This window comes from Mycobacterium shunyiense (genome assembly GCF_058270035.1).
On record NZ_JBZDPT010000001.1, the window covers coordinates 207618 to 226349 of the forward strand.

An 18732-nucleotide genomic window follows, 5' to 3' on the forward strand; every position below is an offset into this window, starting at 1 on the left:
AGGGGGTAGAACCCGAGCCAGGCGGTGAAACCCGTTGATGGCCAGGTGTTCTGGTGGTGAGGCTACGAGTTCCGGTACACCCGCAGTGCCGTGGTGATCATCGGGATCTGCAGCGGCAGCCGGGCGATCGCCACGATCCGCATGGGCCACGGCTTGTCCCACCACAGCCGGACCATGTTCACGTTGCCGGGGAACACGGCGATGAACAGGGCCACGGCGGCCAGTGCACCGAGGCGCCGGGTGCGGGGCGCAGCGAGCAGCGCGCCGGTGGCCAGCTCGCCGACGCCGGAGGCGTAGGTGTAGAACCGGGCGCTGCCGGGCAGCTCGGCCGGGATGATCGAGTCGAAGGGTTTGGGCGCGACGAAGTGCAGCGTGCCCATGCCCAGGAGCAGGGCCGCCATGCGTTGGGCGGTGGGTGCGGAGGAGATCCGCTGAGGCTCGGGTGCGGTCATGGTTACATTGTGGCGTGCGTCTGATCGGAACGATCCCGGCACATCCCGGGGTGCTTTGCTCGATGATGGGGTCGCGTGGCTAAAGGCAGGCTGCGGCGCCGGCTCGCCGCGATGGACCCGAACCTGACTTCGCGCCCGGATGCCGCGCTCGTCGATGTGCTGCGCATCCCCGAGCCGTTCGTCAGCCCGGCCCGCAAGATCTTCATGCGGGTGCTGTACGCGTTGGGAGCGCTGTTCGCGGCGGTGCTCATCGTCTACGCGGACCGCTACGGGTATCGGGACAACGACAGTGTCCCGGATCCCGACAATCCGTTGACGTTCCTGGATTGCCTGTACTACGCGACGGTGTCGCTGTCGACCACGGGCTACGGCGACATCACGCCGTACTCTGATTCGGCCCGGCTGGTGAACGTCATCGTCATCACGCCACTGCGGGTGGCCTTCCTGATCGTTCTCATCGGTACCACCGTGGAAACCCTGACCACCCAATCCCGGCAGGCGCTGAAGATTCAGCGATGGAGGAACAAAGTGCGCAACCACACCGTCGTCATCGGATACGGCACCAAGGGCCGGACGGCGGTCGCCGCAATGGTCGGCGACGAGGTCTCCCCGGCCGACATCGTCGTCGTCGACGAGAACGCGGCCGCGTTGGAACGCGCCAAGGGCGCGGGGTTGGTGACCGTGCACGGCGACGCCACCAATTCCGGTGTATTGCGGCTGGCGGGTGCCCAGCACGCTAAGTCGATCATCGTCGCGGCGGACAACGACGCCAGCGCGGTACTGGTCACGTTGACGGCCCGCGAATTGGCCCCCAAAGCCAAGATCATCGCGGCGGTGCGAGAGTCGGACAACCTGCACCTGCTCAAACAGTCGGGCGCGGACTCCACGGTGGTGTCGTCCGAGACCGCCGGCCGGCTGCTCGGTATCGCGACGCAGACCCCGAGCGTGGTGGAGATGATGGAGGATCTGCTGACTCCCGACGCCGGGTTCGCCATCGCCGAGCGCGAGGTCACGCCCAAGGAGGAGGGGGGCTCTCCGCGCCATCTGCACGACATCGTGCTGGGTGTGGTGCGTGGCGGCCGGTTGGTACGGGTCGACGCGCCAGAGGTCGATGCGCTGGAGGCGGGCGACCGGCTGCTCTACATCCGCAGCGCGGACGCTGAGCGATGACGCATAGAACATTCGGCCTGCGCAACGTTCCTCTGCTCTCGCGGGTCGGTGCCGACCGTGCCGATGCCCTGCGCACCGATATCGACGCCGCGACCGAAGGTTGGAAGGACGCGCTGCTGCTCCGCGTCGACCGGCGCAACCAGGTGCTGATCTCAGGTGGCCAGGTGGTCCTGGGCAAGGCTTCGAGCCTGGGCACCGACAAGCCGCCGGAGCACGCGGTGTTTTTGGGACGGCTCGCCGATGGGCGGCACGTCTGGGGCATTCGCAGCGCTCTGGAGGGGCCCGAGGACCCGGGCCAGCCGGTCGAGGTGCTCGACCTACGCCGGGCAGGCGAGGTCTTCGACGATGTCAGCGCCCAGTTGGTGGCGACTGCGACGGCGTTGCTGAACTGGCACGATCGGGCCCGGTTCAGCGCGGTGGACGGTGGCGCGACCAAACCGGCAAAAGGCGGTTGGTCCCGCGTCGACCCGGTCAACGGCCATGAGGAGTTCCCGCGCATCGACCCGGCGGTGATCTGCCTGGTTCATGACGGCTTCGACCGCGCCGTACTGGCCCGGCAGACGGTGTGGCCCGAGCGGTTGTTCTCGATCCTCGCCGGTTTCGTCGAGGCCGGTGAGTCCTTCGAGACCTGTGTGGTGCGGGAGATCTCCGAGGAGATCGGTATCACTGTGACCGATGTGCAGTACCTGGGGAGTCAGCCGTGGCCGTTCCCGCGGTCGCTGATGGTCGGCTTCCACGCCGTCGGCGATCCCGAGCAGCCGTTCTCGTTCAACGACGGCGAGATCGCCGAGGCCGGGTGGTTCACCCGGGCCGAGATCCGCGAGGCGCTGGACCAGGGGGACTGGGGTGCGGCCGACGGCGATTCCCGGTCACGGTTGCTGCTGCCCGGCTCGATTTCGATCGCTCGCGAGATCATCGAATCCTGGGCGGCGCTGGACTGAGGCAGCTAGCCGAGTTTGGCCTTGACCTGCTTGATGGTCGGGTTGGTCAGCGTCGACCCGTCGGCGAACTTCAAGGTCGGTACCACGTGGTTACCGCCGTTGACCGACCCGACGAACTCGGCGGCGGCCGGATCCTGCTCGATGTCGACCTCGGTCCAGGCGATGCCCTCTGACTTCAAAGCCATCTTGAGTCGCGAGCAGTAGCCGCACCATGTCGTGGTGTACATGGTCACAGTGGGTGTAGCAGTCATAGTGCACATAACGTAGCTGAACGGCTGCCTGATCCCCGCGGTGACGCAGGTCTCCGGCCCGCAGCGGTAAGTTGCCAATCTGCAATGGGACGGAGCCGAACATGACCCGATTGGTACCGCCGGTGGCCGGCGACCCGCATGTGCTCGACGAGCTGCGGCTACAGGTGCGCGCGTTCGTCGCCGAGCAACAGCGGGCCGGCAGGATCGGCCGGTATGCCGACAGTTGGCTGACCGGTTGGGACGAGGACTTCAGCCGGGCGCTGGCTGCCAACGGCTGGTTGGGCATGACGGTGCCGGTCGCCTACGGCGGGCACGGACGCAGCCACCAGGAACGCTTCGTGGTCACCGAGGAGCTGCTGGCGGCCGGGGCTCCGGTGGGGGCGCACTGGATCGCCGACCGGCAGATTGTCCCGTCCCTGCTCAAGTACGGCACCGAGGAGCAGCGACGAAAGTTCTTACCCGCCATCGCCAAAGGCGAGTGCTACTTCGGAATCGGTATGAGCGAGCCGGATTCCGGATCGGACCTGGCCAGCGTGCGAACCAAGGCGGTGCAGGTCGACGGGGGTTGGGCGATCACCGGTGCGAAGGTGTGGACGTCGGGAGCGCATCTGACCCACGCGTTCATCTGCCTGGCGCGGAGTGCGCCGGTGGACCCCGCACACCGCCACGACGGCCTGAGCCAGTTCATCGTCGACCTGCACGCGCCGGGCGTGGATATCCGGCCCATCATCTCGATGAACGGCAAGCACCATTTCAACGAGGTGATCCTCGATGAGGTGTTCGTACCCGATGCCATGGTGTTCGGCACCATCGGCAACGGTTGGCAGCAAGTGACCTCCGAGCTCAGCTTCGAACGCAGTGGACCCGAGCGCTTCCTGTCGACCTTCCCGCTGCTCGCCGACATCGCCTCGTACATGCGCGACGGATCTCTGCCGCGCCACACCGATCTGGGGCGCTATCTGGCCCGCGTCACCGGACTGCACCAGATGTCGATGGCGGTCGCGGGAGCACTGGAGCGGCACGAGCCGGCCGACACTGCGGCGGCTGTGGTCAAGGTGCTCGGAACGTCCACAGAAGGCGACATCGCCGATTTCGCCGACGTTCTCGGGGAGACGGAGGACGAGAGCTACGACGCGATGCTGGCCGATGCCGTGGCCCAGCGACCGGGGTTCACCCTGCGCGGCGGTACCAACGAGGTGTTGCGTGGGGTTATTGCGCGGGGATTGGGGATGAGATGAGTGTCGACACCGAACTGGTCGAGATGATGTCGGCGGTGTTCGCTGCGCACCGGGAGAAGTTCGCGCCCGGTGAGGGTGTCGCTGAATTGTGGGACCATCTGCGGGAACTCGGGCTGGTCCGGCTGACCGGAGCCGAGGATTGCGGCGGTAGCGGGGCCGGCTGGGCCGAGGCCGCCGAGTTACTGCGCGCGGCGGCTGGGCACGGCGTGAGAATCCCGCTGGCCGAACACGATCTGCTGGCTTGCTGGCTTTTGGAGACGGCTGGGCTGGAGGTCGACGATGCGCGACGCACCGCCTGCCTGCTCGACGCCGACGGTGCGGCTCGCGGGGTGCCGTGGGCGGCGGACTCCGAACGGGTGGTGGTGCTCTGGCGAGACGATGCGGGCTACCGCCTGGCCGACGTGGACACGGCGTCGCTGGCGGTACTTCCCGGCTGCAACCGGGCAGGGGAGCCGCGCGATGACGTCAGAGCAAATCTCGCCGAATTGAGTGGAACGCCCCTGTCCGACAACACCTTCGAGCAGTTCACCCGTCGCGCCGCACTGGTGCGGGCGATTCAGGTGTGTGCCGCGCTCGATCGGATTCTGGCGATGTCGGTGGCTCACGCTACGGAGCGCATCCAGTTCGGGAGGCCGCTGGCGAAGTTCCAGGCGGTACAGAACCTGGTGGCCGACATCGCTGCCGAGGCGGCGCTGGCTCGAGCGGCCACCGACGGTGCGTTGGCCGAGGCGCTGCGTTCGGATTGGTCATCGCCACAGTTGGATTTCCTTGTCGCAGTCGCACGTTCCTGCGTCGGCCATGCCACGTCAGTGGTCGCGCGCAACGCTCATCAGGTCCACGGTGCGATCGGTACCACCCGCGAGCACAGACTGCACGAGTTCACCATGCCGGCATTGTCGTGGCGTTCGGAGTACGGGTCGGTCGCGCAATGGGACGACAAGCTGACCGATTACGCCACTCGGGCGGGTGCGGACGGGTTGTGGGCGTTGGTCACTGGTGCCGGCGAATAGTTCCCGTGCCACGAGGAGAGCGTATCGCCGATCGGAATGTCGACGATATGACACCGGCTGTCCTATGCGACTATTAGCGGAACTGGGTATTCTTCGCCGTGGGCAGGAGGTGTTATGAGCGCTCTGTTGCGTGCTGTGCGACAACAGCGGGGCATGACGCTTGAGGGGCTCGCCGAGGCGACCGGGTTGACCAAGAGTTACCTGTCGAAGGTGGAACGTCAGCGGTCCACCCCGTCGATCGCGGTGGCGATGAAGTTGGCGCGTGCGCTCGAGGTCGATGTCGCACAGTTGTTTTCCGAGGACCCGGCGGTCACAACGTTGTCCATCGACCGTGCGGGCGAGCGGGGCAACAACCGCTATCACGCCGTGGCCGCGGGCATGCTCGGAAAGTCGATGTCGCCGTTCATCGTGCGACCGACACTCAAGTTCGCCGAACACCCGCACCCGGAGCACGCCGGGCAGGAGCTGGTGTTCGTCCATGCAGGCGTCGTGGAACTGCGCTACCAGGACGACCTGGTCACCCTGGAACCCGGCGATTGCGCGTATTTCGACGCATCGTTACCGCACCAGCTGCGGCAGCGGGGGAGCACGCCCAGTGAGGTGCTGGTGATCACCCACACCGAGTACGGCCGTAATCGCTGACTTAAGTTCAGGACCCGCGCGAGCACTTGAGGTTCACGTGCACGGTGGGAATGGGCTCCAGATCTGGCAGGCCGTGAATCGTGACGGTCTTCGCCTGCGGCCGTAGGACCACTGAGCGGACATCGGCCACCGTGCACTGACTGAGCGGGCCGCTGCCGACCCGGTTGATGATCACCCGGTTGCCTTCGGCCTGCAGTCGCGCGATGGTTTCGGCGGCCGACGGTCCGGTCGGAGCCGCTGCGGCGACCGCGGCGCCGACAGTGAGGCCGCCGGCGACTGCGCCCATAGAAAGCGCCGTGATGGTTGCGATGTGCTTCATGGCTTTCCACTCCTTCTCGATGGTCTGAGTAGTACGCCTCCAACCATAGGACACAATATGTCACAAAGGAAACGTATTGTTGGTCAGCCGCTGTCGGCGTGAAAGGCGCACGTTTTGAGCGGGTTTCGCCCGGCGGAGCTGTGCCTAGGCCGACGCTCCCAACGGAGTGCCGGCCACATTGCGTCGGTACCAGGGGCGGCCGTGCCAGCGCTGGTAGTGCCAGGCTGTGCTCGGTAGGAGGCCGCGCTTGTGTAGCCAGTAGCCGCTGGGCGTGGACAGGTTGGGATCTTGGCGGCCGACGGTGATCTCGCCGAGAACAACACCCTCTCCTTCCTCGGCCCGTCGCTCGGCGACGATCTCGCCTGATGCCGTGGTGATCATGGTCGAGCCCTCGAAGTGGCCGCGGTATGTCGCCGGTAGCCACGGCATTGAGCATTCGAGGTGGCCTGCGTGGGCCGCGTGCACGCAGGGTGCGCCGATGTATCGGGAGAACGAGGTCGCCGCTGTGCGGGCGGTGAGTCGGTTGGCGTGCTCAAGATGGTCGAACACGGCATGTGGTCGCCACCGCGGGATCGACCACCAGCCTGAGCCGGTCATGAGGAGGTCCACGCGACCCCGCAGGCGTCGGACTGTCCCCGTGCGCATCAGCTCCCAGCACACGGCGGCGCCTACCTGATACCCGCCGGCGTCGATGATGCCGTCGTCATTGCCGCCCACATAGAACGCGTTTTCCCACATGGTGGGGAGATCCTTGTCGTGGCGCCCGACGACGCCGGTCGGATCGGCGAGAAAATACGCGTTACGGACGTGTCCGTCGGGGTCGCGGCACAGGAAAGAACCGCCGACCAGGGCCGAGTGCCGACGGGCGAGCGTGGTGAGAAGCTGTGTCGCCGGGCCGTTGGGCGGCAACGCCGCGTCGGCCAGCGAGGCTGCGAAACCGATTCCCGTGGAGAAGAACTCCGGTAACGCGATGATTCGTGCCCCCGCATGCCCGGCTTCATCGCCGAGTCGTTCGCAGGCGGCCAGGTTGGCCGGAACATCGGCGAGTGCCGCGTCGAGTTGGACTGCCGCTGCCAGAACCATGATCGAACACTCCTCGGATTGTGATTGCGCACTGGACACGTGGTGTCACCTGTTGGCAAGCGTAGCTGGCGCCAGGCACCGTTGACAGGAGGACACAATGTGTCCTACGGTCATTCTTGTGTCGCTGGTCCCTCAAGAGAAAGGCAGACCGAGATGACGACCACGCTTGGTGATTCGAAACAAGTTCTGATGCAGCGTGCCCTCGATGGCTTGTCGACCCATATCGAGGAGTCCACCCTGACAACGCGGCAAAAACTGGCGTTGACGTGTCGAGCACTTTTCGATGCGGGCCACGACTCCGGCCTGGCCGGTCAGATCACCGCGCGGGCCGGCAAGCCCGGAACCTACTACACCCAACGACTGGGGCTGGGCTTCGACGAGATCTCCGAAGACAATCTGCTACTGGTCGACGAAGATCTCAACGTCCTCGAGGGTGAGGGAATGGCCAACCCCGCCAATCGATTCCATACCTGGATCTACCGCTCCCGGCCCGACGTCCAGTGCATCGTGCACACGCACCCGTTCCACGTCGCGGCGCTGTCCATGCTGGAAGTCCCGCTGCAGGTATCGCAAATGGACATCGCGCCCCTGTACGACGATTGCGCCTTCCTGGCCGACTGGCCCGGTGTTCCGGTCGGCAACGAAGAGGGCGAGATCATCAGCGCCGCACTGGGGGACAAGAAGGCGATCCTGTTGGCCCACCATGGTCATGTGATCGCCGGAGCGAGCATCGAGGAATCATGCTCGCTGGCGATGCTGATCGAGCGCGGCGCCAAGCTGCAACTGGCTGCGATGGCGGCGGGCACGATCGCCGAATTGCCGCCGCGGCTGGCGCGCGAGGCCCACGACTGGACGCTGCGGCCCAAACGCAGCCAGGCCAACTTCGCCTACTACGCCCGGCGCGCGCTGCGCAACCACCCCGACGCGCTCACCAGTTGAGCATCCCAGCACGCCCCAGCCCGATTCGGATTCGAACCGCAAAGGACAACCAGAATGACCGCCAACACTGAGATCCACGGAATTCTCGCCTATCCGGTGACCCCGTTCACCGACGACCATCAGATTGACACGGGCAAGCTGGCTGCCCTGGTCGAACGCCTGGTGGCCGGGGGAGCGCACGGTATCGTCCCGCTGGGCAGCACCGGTGAGTCGGCGTACCTCACCGAAGCCGAGTTCGATGCCGTCATCGACACCACGATCGGGGTGGTCAACCGGCGGGTGCCCGTCATCATCGGCGCCTCAGATCTGACCACCGCCAACACCATCCGCCGGGCGCAATATGCCGAGCGGGCCGGTGCCGATGCGGTCATGGTGCTGCCGATCTCGTATTGGAAGTTGTCCGAACGGGAGATCGTCCAGCACTATGCGTCCATCGGCGCTGCGATCGGCATTCCGATCATGGTCTACAACAACCCGGCGACCAGTGGCATCGACATGCGACCGGAGCTGTTGGTGCAGATGTTCAACGACATCGACAACGTCACCATGGTCAAGGAATCGACCGGTGACATCACCCGCATGGAGCGCCTGTCCGAGCTCACCGACGGCAGGTTGCCGTTCTACAACGGCAGTAATCCCATGATTCTCAAGGCCTTCAAGGCGGGAGCGAGGGGCTGGTGTACAGCGGCGCCGAACCTGCTGCCGCAGCCGTGCCTGGATCTCTACGCAGCGGCACAGGTCGGAGACTGGACGAAGGCCGAGGCCATCTACACCGAACTCAAGCCCTTCCTGGAGTTCATCGTCGCCGGTGGTCTGCCCACGACGATCAAGGGCGGCCTGGAACTGGTGGGCCAGGGCGTCGGCGTGCCGCGGTTGCCGTTGCTCCCGCTCGACGGCGAGGGGCGCGAGGAACTGAGCCGGCTCCTCGCCGTGTCGTGAGGGGCGGCGGCATGGATTGCGCCACCCCGGCGTTGGGCAATGCCACCGCGACGACGTTGCTCGCAGCCGGGCTGATCTTCCTGCTGGCATTGGCACTCGGAGTGTGGAAGTACCGGCAGATGGCCACTTCCGCGCAGCACGTCGCCCATCCGTATGTCGAGATCGCCCATCGTGCATCGCTGCTGTACGCGTTCGCGACGCTGCTGACCGCGGTGTTCGTCGAACTCAGTGCGTGGCCGGACTGGGTCAACCTGACTTCGGCGATGGTGCTGGTGTTCTTCTTCCTCGCCGCGATCATCAGCTACATCGTGCACGGCGCCCGGCGTGACACGACGAATCAGTTCGAACACCCGGGTGCCGGGCTGCACGTCTCGATGGCGCTGCTGATCGTCGGTGAGATCGGCGGATTCGCGGTTCTGCTCGTCGGATTCGTGGTCGGACAATGGGGCTGAGTTGCCCGGGCGGGGCGCGATCCGGCTAGGTGTCCCTCCTGCCCAACAACTTTCGGGTGCGTGCCGGCGCCGCGGCCGGGATGTCGGCGAGGATGTCGGCAAGCGTGACGCCGTCGAGGCTGGCCCGCCAAGCCTGGTGGGCGTCAGCCATTTTCACCGCCAGGATGCACTCATGACGGCACCAGGCCGCAGGTAGGGCACCGCGGCCCTGCCTGCGGATCTCGCGGCATTCGTAGGGAGCGGCCGCGCCGTCGACGGCTTCGACGATCTGCAGCAGCGTGATGTCGGCCGGTGTCCGCCCGAGCCGGAACCCGCCGCGCGGGCCGGTCGTCGCGGTCAGCACGCCCGCCCGGGTGAGCGCCTGCAGCTGCTTGGCGAGGTAGGCCGCGGGAAGGTCGAAGTATTCGGCGAGATCGGCGGCCGATGCGGTGGTCCCGGACTCGAGCTGCGCCAGCGACGTCGCGCAGTGCAGCGCCCACTCGGTGGCCACGGGAAGTTTCACGGCCCGTAGTTTATTACAGATATTAAGGACCTATATAGTCCGAGATATCTATCGGCCAGGACAGGAGTCGTCATGCGGATCGCAGTTGCCGGGGCTACGGGGAACATCGGGGCGCGCGTGGTCGCGGCGCTGCAGGGCGCCGGACACGACGTGGTGGCTATCAGCCGCTCGAACGGGGTGGATCTGTCCACCGGAGAGGGCCTCGATGCGGCGCTGGCCGGGGTGCAGGCTGTCGTCGACGCGATCAGTGCTCCGCCCGCCGACCGCGACAGCACCGTGGACTATCTGGGCACCGCCACCCGCAACCTGCTGGCGGCCGAAGCGCGTGCGGGCGTGGCGCATCATGTGCTGCTGTCCATCGTGGGGATTCACGACATCGAGGGCAATCCGCACTACGCCGGAAAACGCGAGCAGGAGAGGCTGATCGAGGCCGGGGCCGTGCCGTGGACGATCGTGCCGGCCACCCAGTTCCACGATTTCGCCGAGATGGTGGTGAGTTGGACCGAGCAGTCCGGCCCCGAAGGTGCCAGCGCCGAAATCGCCCCGCTGCTGGTTCAGCCCATCGATCCCGACGACGTGGCGGCCGTGCTCGCGGAGGTGGTGGTGGGCGACCCGCAGGGCCGCCACGTCGACGTGGCGGGTCCGCAGACCCAGGATCTGGTGGACCTGGCCCGCCGGACCCTGGCTGTGCGCGGCCGTGAGGTGATGCTGGTGCCGACGTGGTCGTCGATCTTCGGGCTGTCGATGTCGGGCAATGCCTTGCTGCCCGGTGAGAACGCCCGCATCGCGCCCACCACCTTCGACCAGTGGCTGAGCCGGCAGCGGTAGGTCGGGGGCACGCCGGGCCCGGTGATGTCACAGGTTCCTGCCATCATGGACGGCATGCCGTTGGAGGCTCCCTCGCCCGCCCTGGGCGATCTGGACGATGAGCAGCGGGAGGCAGTCCTGGCCGCCCGCGGTCCGGTGTGCGTGCTCGCCGGTGCAGGCACCGGCAAGACCCGCACCATCACTCGCCGGATCGCGCATCTGGTGGCCGGTGGCCACGTGGCGCCCAGCCAGGTGCTGGCGGTGACGTTCACCGCGCGCGCGGCCGGGGAGATGCGCAGCCGGTTGCGCGTGCTGGGCCAGGAGTCGGGGGTGAACACCGCTGCAGTGCAGGCGGTGACGTTTCACGCCGCGGCGCGCAGGCAGCTGCAGTACTTCTGGCCGCGGCTGGTCGGCGACACGGGATGGGAGTTGCTCGACAGCAAGTTCTCCGTCGTCGCACAGGCCGCCAACCGGGCCGGGATGCAGACCAGCACCGACGATGTCCGTGACCTGGCCGGCGAAATCGAATGGGCCAAGGCATCTTTGATCACCCCCGAGGCCTACAGCACGGCGGTCGCGAAGACGGGGCGAGACATCCCGTTCGACGCCTCGAAGGTGGCGGCGGTCTATTCGGGCTACGAGGCGCTCAAGGCTCGGCGCGACGGCTCAGCACTGCTGGACTTTGATGACCTGCTGCTGCACACCGCCGCGGCCATCGAAAACGACGCTGCGGTCGCGCAGGAGTTCCGCGACCGCTACCGCTGCTTCGTCGTCGACGAGTACCAGGACGTCACGCCCCTGCAGCAACGGGTGCTCGACGCTTGGCTGGGGGAGCGCGACGACCTCACCGTGGTCGGTGATGCCAATCAGACGATCTACTCGTTCACCGGGGCCACCCCGCGGTTCCTGCTGGATTTCTCGCGACGTTTCCCCGATGCCGCGGTGGTGCGGCTGGAGCGCGACTACCGCTCGACGCCGCAGGTGGTGTCGCTGGCCAACCGGGTGATCGCCGCCGCACGCGGCCGGATGGCCGGCAGCAAGCTGCATCTGGTGGGGCAGCGCGATCCTGGCCCCGAGCCGACGTTCTCCGAATATCCCGACGAGGTCGCCGAGGCCAATGCCGTCGCCCGCTCCATCAAGAAGCTGATCGAAAACGGAACGGAGCCGGCCGAAATCGCGGTGCTCTACCGGATCAATGCGCAGTCCGAGGTCTACGAGGAGGCGCTCACCGAGACGGGGGTCGCATTCCAGGTGCGCGGCGGCGAGGGCTTCTTCAGCCGCCAGGAGATCCGCCAGTCACTGGTGGCGATGCAACGCTTCGCCGAACGGGACATTCCCGAGGACAACCTGCCCGCCCTCGTGCGTGAGCTTTTGGAACCGCTGGGGCTGACGGCCGAGCCGCCGGCCGGCACCAAGGCGCGGGAACGCTGGGAAGCGTTGACGGCGTTGGCCGAACTGGTCGACGAAGAGGTTGCGGTGCGCCCGGAACTGGATCTGCGGGCATTGGTCGCCGAATTGCGCCAGCGGGCCGACTCGCGCCACCCACCGGTGGTGCAGGGCGTGACGCTGGCGTCGCTGCACGCCGCCAAGGGGCTGGAGTGGGATGCGGTGTACCTGGTCGGCCTGGCCGACAACACTCTGCCGATCTCCCATGCGCTCGCGCACGGACCCGACAGTGAACCGGTGGAGGAGGAGCGTCGGCTGCTCTATGTCGGGGTCACCCGCGCCCGGGTACACCTGGGGCTGAGCTGGGCGCTGGCCCGGACCCCGGGCGGGCGGCAGGGCCGCCGGCCGTCCCGGTTCCTCAACGGCATCGCGCCGCAGCTGCAGAACGGGGCCGGCTCAAGCCCGGACCGGTCGCGTCGTCAGCGAGGGCCTGCGCCGCGCTGCCGGGTCTGCAATGCCGCGCTGACAACTCCACCCGCGATCATGTTGCGTCGCTGCGAAACGTGCCCGTCGGACTTGGACGAGGAGCTGCTCACCGAGCTCAAGGAATGGCGGCTACGCGTCTCCAAGGAGATGAAAGTGCCGGCGTATGTGGTGTTCACCGACAACACTCTGATCGCGATCGCCGAGTCCCTGCCGACCGACGAAGCCGCACTGGTGGCGCTTCCCGGGATCGGTGCGCGCAAGCTCGAGCAGTACGGCCCGGACGTCCTCGAGTTGGTACGCGGCCGCCAAGATTCGTAAAGATCGTGCCAAAACCGCAGGTAGAAAATAGGTTGTGCGATCTGGCTGTTAGGCTTTAGCCTCGTAACACAGCTCTGGTGACGAGACGGAAGGAGGGTGCCCGCAATGGATAACAACATCGAATTCAGCGGTGTAGCGGTTGCAGGCATGCCGTCGTCCGTGCTCGCTGTCGTCGTTTCCCCGGTTGCCCCGGAGGCACGTCGGCATGCCGCACCCGCTGCCCCCGCCGCCGCTGGATGGCTGGCCGCCGCTGCTGCTATTGCACCGCAGCACAAGCGCCGCCCCGCCGCTGCGACTGGCGCGTCCGTGGATCGGAGCCCCTACTAGGTAGAGCTCCCATCACAGCCAAATGGCCACGGACCCGCAGTCAACCGGATCCGTGGCCAATGTTTTTGGGAGTTGTTCCAACCCTCGAAACCTGGTCGCAGATCCCTCGAAGAGACAGATCGCCGACAACAACGACCAGGAAGCAGGGGGACAAACACATGTCCATTGCGATGACCGCTCCGGAGATGAGCGTCGCGCCGATGACATGCGAAGAGCGGCTGCCGGCGGTGCCATGCCACATCGGGAATCCCGATCTGTGGTTCGCCGAGAGCCCAGTCGATCTGGAGCAGGCCAAGGCACTGTGCGCGGATTGCCCGATCCGTAACGAGTGCCTGGCCGCCGCGCTGGAACGGCAGGAGCCGTGGGGCGTCTGGGGCGGCGAGATCCTCGACCGCGGAACCATTGTGGCCCGCAAGCGGCCGCGTGGCCGTCCGCGGAAGAACGCCGCAGGTAACCCGGCCGCCGCGTGAAGCCGGCCGCCGACATCGATTCTGCGCTCAGGGTGCGAAAGTTCGAGAAGAACGCGCCCTGAGCGCAGGCTCGACGGTTCTAGGCTGCTTCGTCCGCGAAGCCCGGAACCAGTTCGGTGGCAATGGCTTTCATCGGCACATGCGCGTCCAGCTGACAGCACATGGCGATCGTCGAGGCGATCACCCGCAGCGGAATGGCCAGGTTCGGCGGCAGATCGAGCTGGCGGGCTGTCCTGATCTGGGCCACCCAGTTGTCCATCTGACCGGCCGCCATCCGCTGAATCCAGCGGCGGTTGTAGTGGAACACGTCGACCTCGATCGGTTCGACGTACTGGCGCAACATGTCGTCGACTTCTTCGATCGAAACCTGTTGGCCCTTCTGGATGAAACCGGCTTCCTCCATGGTGGGCAGCAGGTCGTCGTAGTTCTTGTCCCGGGCCAGCCGGATGCACTCACCCAGCGCCGTCGGGAAGCCGTCGGGCAGTGGCGCGACAGCACCGAAGTCGATGACGCCCATCCGCCCGTCGGGCAGAAGCATGAAGTTCCCCGGATGGGCATCGCCGTGCATCATCTGCAAGCGCTTGGGCGCGTCGAAGGTGAGTTCGGACAGTCGGGTGCCCATCAGGTCGCGCTGTTCGGGTGTGCCGTCGCGGATGATCACCGACATCGGGATGCCGTCCATCCATTCGGCGATGACGACCTTCGGTGCGCTGGCGACGATGGCCGGAATGCGGAAGTGCGGATCGTCGCGGTACGCCTTGGCGAACGCACGCTGATTCTCTGCCTCGAGCCGGTAGTCCAGCTCCATGTCGGTGCGTTCGATCAGCTCGTCGACGATGCCCTGGATGTCGACGCCGGGGGCCAGCTGCTTGAACACGCCGACCAGGCGCTGGATCGTCTTGAGGTCCGCGCGCAGTGCCTCGTCGGCACCGGGGTACTGGATTTTGACGGCCACCTCGCGGCCGTCGGACCAGACCGCCTTGTGCACCTGGCCGATGCTCGCCGAGGCCACCGGGGTGTCGTCGAAGGAGGTGAACCGCTCCCGCCATTTGGTGCCCAACTGTGCATCGAGCACGCGGTGCACCTTGGCGGCCGGCAGCGGGGGAGCCTCGCGCTGCAATTTGGTCAGTGCTTCGCGGTACGGCTTGCCGTACTGCTCGGGGATGGCCGCCTCCAGCACCGACAGTGCCTGGCCCACCTTCATCGCTCCGCCCTTGAGTTCACCGAGCACGGCGAACAATTGTTGAGCGGCCTTGTCCATCAGTTCGGCAGTGACTTCGTCCTTGGACTTGCCGGTCAGACGCTTGCCGAAGCCCAGTGCTGCCCGTCCGGCCATGCCGCCGGCCAGACCGGCCAGCTTCGCATTCCGTGCGACGCTTCCCCGTTTGATGTCGGTCACCAGACCATCATCCACGATGCTCCTGAATGCGCCGCAACTAACTGGCAACATTCGTTTTCAACACGGGCAGTCGGGGTGACGGGACCAATGCCTGGCGGCGATCGCGTACCCGTCGGCGTCGAGTTCGAGTGTGGTGTTGAGTGTCGGCGGTGCCTCGGGCGCAGGCTGGGTATCCCCGGAATGGCTGACGGCACGGATCACCAGATCGACCTGACGCATTGCCAGGGCGGCGGTGGCCAGGATGGTCGCGCGACTGGCGCTGCCCACGGCACCTCTGAGCTGGGTGGCCACGGCCGGCCACGCCGCGTCGCGATCGGCGCGGTGCAGATCGGCGCAGTGCAGGCAGCTGGTCAGGCCGGGGACCACCAGCGGCCCCACCAGACCGGCGCCGTCGCGGACCCGCACCGGCAGGTGGGCGATCCCGCCGCGATGCAGTTCTTGCAGCAGCCGCGGGTCGGACATCTGGTAATCGGCCAGCACCACGAGGTCGGTGGAGGCCGCGACGTTTCTGGTGTGGGGGTGCGTGCTGTGCCTGACCCGAGCGCCTGAGCAGCGCAGGCCGTTGGTCAGGAGTTCCGACAGCGGTCCGCGGCCGTGCACGCGGATGGAGGCCGACCGGGTCGGCTGTGGCGGCGGGGCCGTCAGCGTCGTGAGCATCCCCGCTTCGGTCAAGGCGCCGATGAGCTCGTCGATCCCGTCGGCGTCATCGTCGAATATTCCTGCAGCCGTGAGCAATTCGTCGTGAGTGGCGCCGGCCTGCAGTGCCCGCAACAGATCGGCCAATTGCGCCTGGCTCATTCCGGCGGGCGGCCGCACCAATACGGCGCGCCGCGGATCCCAGCCCAACTGAACCGAGTCGTCGGGGCGCAGCAGGATCGGACGGCCTGCGGCGAGCACGTAGCGCGTCATGCGATGACTCTGCCACGGCGGCGGACACCGCCGTTTCAGTTATCCACAGGCCGTGCGGGGGTCAGGCCTGGCTGTCGTCGTCGCCCTTGGTGTCGGCATCCTTGGCGCCGCCGTCGCCACCCTCGCGCTGCTCTTTCTCCAGGTCGGCTTCTTTTTCAAGATCAGCCAAAGCCTGTTCGAAGGCGCTGTCGATGCCGCTGGTGTCGCCGCCGACCATCCGGTCGATGAAGCCGGCCGGCTCGTCGAGATCGGCGGCGCTCGGCAGCAGGTCGGGGTGCTGCCACACGCTGTCGCGGACATCGGTGCCGACGGCCTCGGTGAGCCGTTCCCACAACACCGCGGCTTCGCGCATCTTGCGGGGGCGCAATTCCAGGCCGACGAGCGTGGCGAAGGTCTGCTCGGCGGGTCCACCGGTGGCGCGCCGCCGGCGAAGCATTTCGGCCAGCGCGGAGGTGCCGGGAATGCGATCGCCCAGTGCTGCGGTGACGACGGTCTGCACCCAGCCTTCGATGAGCGCCAGCAGGGTTTCGAGCCGTTCCAGTGCGGCTTCCTGTTCGGGTGTGGCCTTGGGCTCGAAGATGCCCTGGTTGAGCAGCTGTTCCATCTCCGACGGGTCGCCGAGGGAGGCCGGGTTGAACCCGCGGGCGAAGTCCTCGATGCCCGACATGTCGACCTTCATGCCCTTGGCGAAGGCCTCGACGGCGCCGAGCAGCTGGCTCGACAGCCACGGCACATGGCTGAACAGCCGGTGGTGGGCGGCCTCGCGGGCGGCCAGGAAGGTCAGGATCTCGCTGCGCGGACGCTCCAGCCCCTCGGCCAGAGGTTCGATGGCCTCGGGCATGAGGGCCGCGACTCCCTTGGGGCCCAGCGGCAGGCCGACGTCGGTGGAGGTCAGCACCTCGCGGGACAGCTTGCCCAGCGCCTGGCCCAGTTGGGAGCCGAACGCCATGCCGCCCATCTGCGACATCATCGCCAGCAGCGGGCCGGCCATGCTCTTGGCCTCTTCGGGCAGCGCCGACGCCCACACCGAGGAGATCTGCTCGGCCACCGGGTCACACAGTCGCTTCCAGGTGTCCAGCGTGTTGTCCAGCCAGTCGCTCGGGGTCCACGCCACCGACCTGGTGGTGCCCGCGGGCAGCGGGGTGACCCCGTCGAGCCAGGTCTCGGCCAGGCGTACCGCGTCCGCGACCGCGCCGGCGGTCTTCTCCGGCACCGGGGCGACGAATCCGATCGAGTTGGACGCCAACTGCCGGGCCAGGTCGTAGTTCACCGGACCGGATTGTTTGCCGCCCATGGCGCCACTTGCGCCGCTGAACATCTCCCCGAGCTTGGTGAAGATCTGCCCGAGATCGCCCATGTCGAAGTTGGCTCCGCCCATGCCGAAACCGAACGGATCCGACCCCGGACCTGGCCCGGAGTTGCCGGAGCCGGATCCCGAATCGGGGTCCTTCTTGTCTTTGTCTCGGTCGGGGTCGTTCCCGGCGGAGAAGCCGAAGGGCAGGTCAGCCATACCCACAACGGTACTCATGACGGGGTGCCCGGGTGTGCCTGTGGGTCACGCTGTGGGTGAACACGATGGTTCAGGCTTTACTGTGGGCGGCGTGAACAGGCGGATTTTGACGCTGCTGGTTGCGCTGGTGCCGATTGTGGCGTTCGGCGTCCTGCTGTCGGTGGTGACGGTGCCCTTCGTCTCGTTGGGGCCGGGTCCGACGTTCAACACCCTGGGCGAGGTCGAGGGCAAGCAGGTCGTCGACATCCAAGGCCCCGATGCACACGTCCACCCCACGGCGGGGCACCTGAACATGACCACGGTGTCCCAGCGTGACGGCCTGACCCTGGGCCAGGCGATGGCGTTGTGGATGTCGGGCCGTGAGCAACTGGTGCCGCGCGATCTCGTGTACCCGCCGGACAAATCCAAGAACGAGATCGACGAGGCCAACAACTCGGATTTCAAGAGGTCCGAGGACAGCGCCGAGTACGCGGCGCTGTCGTTCCTGAAGTACCCCGTGGCGGTGACCGTGCAGAGCGTCACCGATCCGGGTCCCTCGGCGGGCAAGCTGCGCGACGGTGACGCGATCGACGGCGTGAACGGGGTACCGGTGGCCAACCTCGACGAGTTCCAGGCCATCTTGAAGAAGACCAAGCCGGGCGAGCAGCTGGTGATCGACTTCCGTCGCAAGAACGCTCCGCCAGGGGTCGCGACGATCACGCTCGGGGACAACCCCGATCGGGACTACGGGTTCCTGGGCGTGGGCGTGCTCGATGCGCCGTGGGCCCCGTTCGCCATCGACTTCAACCTGGCCAACATCGGCGGCCCGTCTGCCGGGCTGATGTTCAGCTTGGCCGTCGTCGACAAGCTGAGCACCGGTGATCTCAACGACGGCAAGTTCATCGCGGGCACCGGAACCATCACCGGTGAGGGCAAGGTCGGGTCCATCGGTGGCATCACGCACAAGATGCTGGCGGCCAAGGAAGCGGGCGCCACGGTGTTCCTGGTGCCGGCCGACAACTGCACCGAGGCACGTTCTGCGCCCCAGGACGGCATGGAGTTGGTGAAGGTGGACACCTTGACCCACGCCGTCGATGCATTGCACACGATTTCTGCCGGTGGCGAACCGCCTCGTTGCTGAAACCCGCGCGCAGCCTGTGGATGACTAGAGTTGTAGAAAATCGGGCGGCCCCGTCGGGCATG

Annotated in this window: 21 protein-coding genes; 13 read left to right on the top strand and 8 right to left on the bottom strand. The window is 66.7% G+C overall.

Annotated features, from left to right (window positions below; all coding sequences use genetic code 11):
• Positions 1 to 62: 62 nt before the first annotated feature.
• Positions 63 to 452, bottom strand: a complete 390-nt coding sequence (locus AC4ELS_RS01075) for a DoxX family protein (protein WP_064888262.1) — start codon at positions 450 to 452, stop codon at positions 63 to 65.
• Positions 453 to 527: 75 nt separating this feature from the next.
• On the opposite strand from AC4ELS_RS01075, the gene AC4ELS_RS01080 reads away from it, so the two are divergent.
• A complete protein-coding gene (locus AC4ELS_RS01080; RefSeq protein ID WP_055112111.1) occupies positions 528 to 1622 on the top strand; it encodes a potassium channel family protein in 1095 nt (364 codons plus the stop codon).
• Positions 1619 to 2563, top strand: a complete 945-nt coding sequence (gene nudC, locus AC4ELS_RS01085; RefSeq protein ID WP_448442659.1) for an NAD(+) diphosphatase — start codon at positions 1619 to 1621, stop codon at positions 2561 to 2563. The genes AC4ELS_RS01080 and nudC overlap by 4 nt, the downstream gene beginning before the upstream one ends.
• A gap of 5 nt (positions 2564 to 2568) precedes the next feature.
• On the opposite strand, the gene mrx1 is transcribed toward nudC, so the two are convergent.
• Complete coding sequence (gene mrx1, locus AC4ELS_RS01090; RefSeq protein ID WP_054601722.1) at positions 2569 to 2814, bottom strand: mycoredoxin Mrx1; 246 nt, start codon at positions 2812 to 2814, stop codon at positions 2569 to 2571.
• A gap of 101 nt (positions 2815 to 2915) precedes the next feature.
• Between mrx1 and AC4ELS_RS01095 the strand changes: the two genes are divergently transcribed.
• The 3 genes from AC4ELS_RS01095 to AC4ELS_RS01105 all read left to right on the top strand — a co-directional run bounded on the left by AC4ELS_RS01095 (position 2916) and on the right by AC4ELS_RS01105 (position 5704).
• The gene (locus tag AC4ELS_RS01095; RefSeq protein ID WP_499045336.1) at positions 2916 to 4052 is read left to right on the top strand and encodes an acyl-CoA dehydrogenase family protein; all 1137 of its coding nucleotides are present in this window, start codon (positions 2916 to 2918) and stop codon (positions 4050 to 4052) included.
• Complete coding sequence (locus AC4ELS_RS01100) at positions 4049 to 5062, top strand: acyl-CoA dehydrogenase family protein (RefSeq protein ID WP_499045339.1); 1014 nt, start codon at positions 4049 to 4051, stop codon at positions 5060 to 5062. Before AC4ELS_RS01095 ends, AC4ELS_RS01100 begins: the two co-directional genes overlap by 4 nt.
• A 114-nt stretch (positions 5063 to 5176) precedes the next feature.
• Positions 5177 to 5704 carry a helix-turn-helix domain-containing protein gene (locus tag AC4ELS_RS01105; protein ID WP_064888253.1) on the top strand — a complete coding sequence of 176 codons (528 nt, stop codon included), beginning with the start codon at positions 5177 to 5179 and terminating at the stop codon, positions 5702 to 5704.
• A gap of 7 nt (positions 5705 to 5711) precedes the next feature.
• On the opposite strand, the gene AC4ELS_RS01110 is transcribed toward AC4ELS_RS01105, so the two are convergent.
• Both AC4ELS_RS01110 and AC4ELS_RS01115 read right to left on the bottom strand, forming a co-directional pair.
• Positions 5712 to 6023, bottom strand: coding sequence for a hypothetical protein (locus AC4ELS_RS01110; protein ID WP_463790020.1), 312 nt, complete (start codon positions 6021 to 6023; stop codon positions 5712 to 5714).
• A 144-nt stretch (positions 6024 to 6167) separates the two neighbouring features.
• A complete protein-coding gene (locus tag AC4ELS_RS01115; protein ID WP_499045341.1) occupies positions 6168 to 7106 on the bottom strand; it encodes a carbon-nitrogen hydrolase family protein in 939 nt (312 codons plus the stop codon).
• A gap of 153 nt (positions 7107 to 7259) precedes the next feature.
• Here AC4ELS_RS01115 and AC4ELS_RS01120 point away from each other — a divergent pair, with 153 nt between their 5' ends.
• Genes AC4ELS_RS01120 through AC4ELS_RS01130 form a run of 3 tightly spaced genes read left to right on the top strand, consistent with a single transcriptional unit; the run spans position 7260 to position 9436 of the window.
• Positions 7260 to 8045 carry an aldolase gene (locus AC4ELS_RS01120; protein WP_463790022.1) on the top strand — a complete coding sequence of 262 codons (786 nt, stop codon included), beginning with the start codon at positions 7260 to 7262 and terminating at the stop codon, positions 8043 to 8045.
• A gap of 54 nt (positions 8046 to 8099) precedes the next feature.
• The gene (locus tag AC4ELS_RS01125) at positions 8100 to 8984 is read left to right on the top strand and encodes a dihydrodipicolinate synthase family protein (protein WP_064878824.1); all 885 of its coding nucleotides are present in this window, start codon (positions 8100 to 8102) and stop codon (positions 8982 to 8984) included.
• Between the two features lie 11 nt (positions 8985 to 8995).
• Positions 8996 to 9436, top strand: a complete 441-nt coding sequence (locus AC4ELS_RS01130; protein ID WP_499045344.1) for a hypothetical protein — start codon at positions 8996 to 8998, stop codon at positions 9434 to 9436.
• Positions 9437 to 9461: 25 nt separating this feature from the next.
• On the opposite strand, the gene AC4ELS_RS01135 is transcribed toward AC4ELS_RS01130, so the two are convergent.
• Positions 9462 to 9938 carry an RrF2 family transcriptional regulator gene (locus AC4ELS_RS01135; protein ID WP_064959489.1) on the bottom strand — a complete coding sequence of 159 codons (477 nt, stop codon included), beginning with the start codon at positions 9936 to 9938 and terminating at the stop codon, positions 9462 to 9464.
• Between the two features lie 72 nt (positions 9939 to 10010).
• Between AC4ELS_RS01135 and AC4ELS_RS01140 the strand changes: the two genes are divergently transcribed.
• The 4 genes from AC4ELS_RS01140 to AC4ELS_RS01155 all read left to right on the top strand — a co-directional run bounded on the left by AC4ELS_RS01140 (position 10011) and on the right by AC4ELS_RS01155 (position 13732).
• Positions 10011 to 10766 (top strand): SDR family oxidoreductase, encoded by a 756-nt coding sequence (locus AC4ELS_RS01140; protein WP_064878831.1) that lies wholly within the window; start codon positions 10011 to 10013, stop codon positions 10764 to 10766.
• A 54-nt stretch (positions 10767 to 10820) separates the two neighbouring features.
• On the top strand, positions 10821 to 12935 hold the full coding sequence (locus tag AC4ELS_RS01145; protein ID WP_499045568.1) for an ATP-dependent DNA helicase UvrD2: 2115 nt from the start codon (positions 10821 to 10823) through the stop codon (positions 12933 to 12935).
• A gap of 105 nt (positions 12936 to 13040) precedes the next feature.
• The gene (locus tag AC4ELS_RS01150) at positions 13041 to 13262 is read left to right on the top strand and encodes a hypothetical protein (protein ID WP_254358780.1); all 222 of its coding nucleotides are present in this window, start codon (positions 13041 to 13043) and stop codon (positions 13260 to 13262) included.
• Between the two features lie 158 nt (positions 13263 to 13420).
• Positions 13421 to 13732: a WhiB family transcriptional regulator gene (locus AC4ELS_RS01155; protein ID WP_082941506.1), complete on the top strand. Its 312-nt coding sequence runs from the start codon at positions 13421 to 13423 to the stop codon at positions 13730 to 13732.
• Positions 13733 to 13811: 79 nt separating this feature from the next.
• On the opposite strand, the gene AC4ELS_RS01160 is transcribed toward AC4ELS_RS01155, so the two are convergent.
• From AC4ELS_RS01160 to AC4ELS_RS01170, 3 genes are all read right to left on the bottom strand, one after another.
• Positions 13812 to 15146 carry a macrolide-binding ATPase MABP-1 gene (locus tag AC4ELS_RS01160; RefSeq protein ID WP_064878835.1) on the bottom strand — a complete coding sequence of 445 codons (1335 nt, stop codon included), beginning with the start codon at positions 15144 to 15146 and terminating at the stop codon, positions 13812 to 13814.
• 42 nt (positions 15147 to 15188) lie between these two features.
• Positions 15189 to 16040 carry a bacteriocin biosynthesis cyclodehydratase domain-containing protein gene (locus AC4ELS_RS01165; RefSeq protein WP_499045347.1) on the bottom strand — a complete coding sequence of 284 codons (852 nt, stop codon included), beginning with the start codon at positions 16038 to 16040 and terminating at the stop codon, positions 15189 to 15191.
• A 61-nt stretch (positions 16041 to 16101) separates the two neighbouring features.
• Positions 16102 to 17550, bottom strand: coding sequence for a zinc-dependent metalloprotease (locus AC4ELS_RS01170; RefSeq protein WP_499045350.1), 1449 nt, complete (start codon positions 17548 to 17550; stop codon positions 16102 to 16104).
• Positions 17551 to 17641: 91 nt separating this feature from the next.
• Here AC4ELS_RS01170 and AC4ELS_RS01175 point away from each other — a divergent pair, with 91 nt between their 5' ends.
• Positions 17642 to 18670, top strand: coding sequence for a YlbL family protein (locus tag AC4ELS_RS01175; RefSeq protein WP_064878840.1), 1029 nt, complete (start codon positions 17642 to 17644; stop codon positions 18668 to 18670).
• The last annotated feature ends 62 nt before the right edge of the window (positions 18671 to 18732 follow it).

What these genes read in the sequence shown, in the direction of transcription:
- AC4ELS_RS01075 (WP_064888262.1), bottom strand. Translation starts at nt 452, where the DNA reads ATGACCGCACCCGAGCCTCAGCGGATCTCCTCCGCACCCACCGCCCAA.
- nudC (WP_448442659.1), top strand. Translation starts at nt 1,619, where the DNA reads ATGACGCATAGAACATTCGGCCTGCGCAACGTTCCTCTGCTCTCGCGG.
- mrx1 (WP_054601722.1), bottom strand. Translation starts at nt 2,814, where the DNA reads ATGACTGCTACACCCACTGTGACCATGTACACCACGACATGGTGCGGC.
- AC4ELS_RS01095 (WP_499045336.1), top strand. Translation starts at nt 2,916, where the DNA reads ATGACCCGATTGGTACCGCCGGTGGCCGGCGACCCGCATGTGCTCGAC.
- AC4ELS_RS01100 (WP_499045339.1), top strand. Translation starts at nt 4,049, where the DNA reads ATGAGTGTCGACACCGAACTGGTCGAGATGATGTCGGCGGTGTTCGCT.
- AC4ELS_RS01105 (WP_064888253.1), top strand. Translation starts at nt 5,177, where the DNA reads ATGAGCGCTCTGTTGCGTGCTGTGCGACAACAGCGGGGCATGACGCTT.
- AC4ELS_RS01110 (WP_463790020.1), bottom strand. Translation starts at nt 6,023, where the DNA reads ATGAAGCACATCGCAACCATCACGGCGCTTTCTATGGGCGCAGTCGCC.
- AC4ELS_RS01115 (WP_499045341.1), bottom strand. Translation starts at nt 7,106, where the DNA reads ATGGTTCTGGCAGCGGCAGTCCAACTCGACGCGGCACTCGCCGATGTT.
- AC4ELS_RS01120 (WP_463790022.1), top strand. Translation starts at nt 7,260, where the DNA reads ATGACGACCACGCTTGGTGATTCGAAACAAGTTCTGATGCAGCGTGCC.
- AC4ELS_RS01125 (WP_064878824.1), top strand. Translation starts at nt 8,100, where the DNA reads ATGACCGCCAACACTGAGATCCACGGAATTCTCGCCTATCCGGTGACC.
- AC4ELS_RS01130 (WP_499045344.1), top strand. Translation starts at nt 8,996, where the DNA reads ATGGATTGCGCCACCCCGGCGTTGGGCAATGCCACCGCGACGACGTTG.
- AC4ELS_RS01140 (WP_064878831.1), top strand. Translation starts at nt 10,011, where the DNA reads ATGCGGATCGCAGTTGCCGGGGCTACGGGGAACATCGGGGCGCGCGTG.
- AC4ELS_RS01145 (WP_499045568.1), top strand. Translation starts at nt 10,821, where the DNA reads ATGCCGTTGGAGGCTCCCTCGCCCGCCCTGGGCGATCTGGACGATGAG.
- AC4ELS_RS01150 (WP_254358780.1), top strand. Translation starts at nt 13,041, where the DNA reads ATGGATAACAACATCGAATTCAGCGGTGTAGCGGTTGCAGGCATGCCG.
- AC4ELS_RS01155 (WP_082941506.1), top strand. Translation starts at nt 13,421, where the DNA reads ATGTCCATTGCGATGACCGCTCCGGAGATGAGCGTCGCGCCGATGACA.
- AC4ELS_RS01165 (WP_499045347.1), bottom strand. Translation starts at nt 16,040, where the DNA reads ATGACGCGCTACGTGCTCGCCGCAGGCCGTCCGATCCTGCTGCGCCCC.
- AC4ELS_RS01170 (WP_499045350.1), bottom strand. Translation starts at nt 17,550, where the DNA reads ATGGCTGACCTGCCCTTCGGCTTCTCCGCCGGGAACGACCCCGACCGA.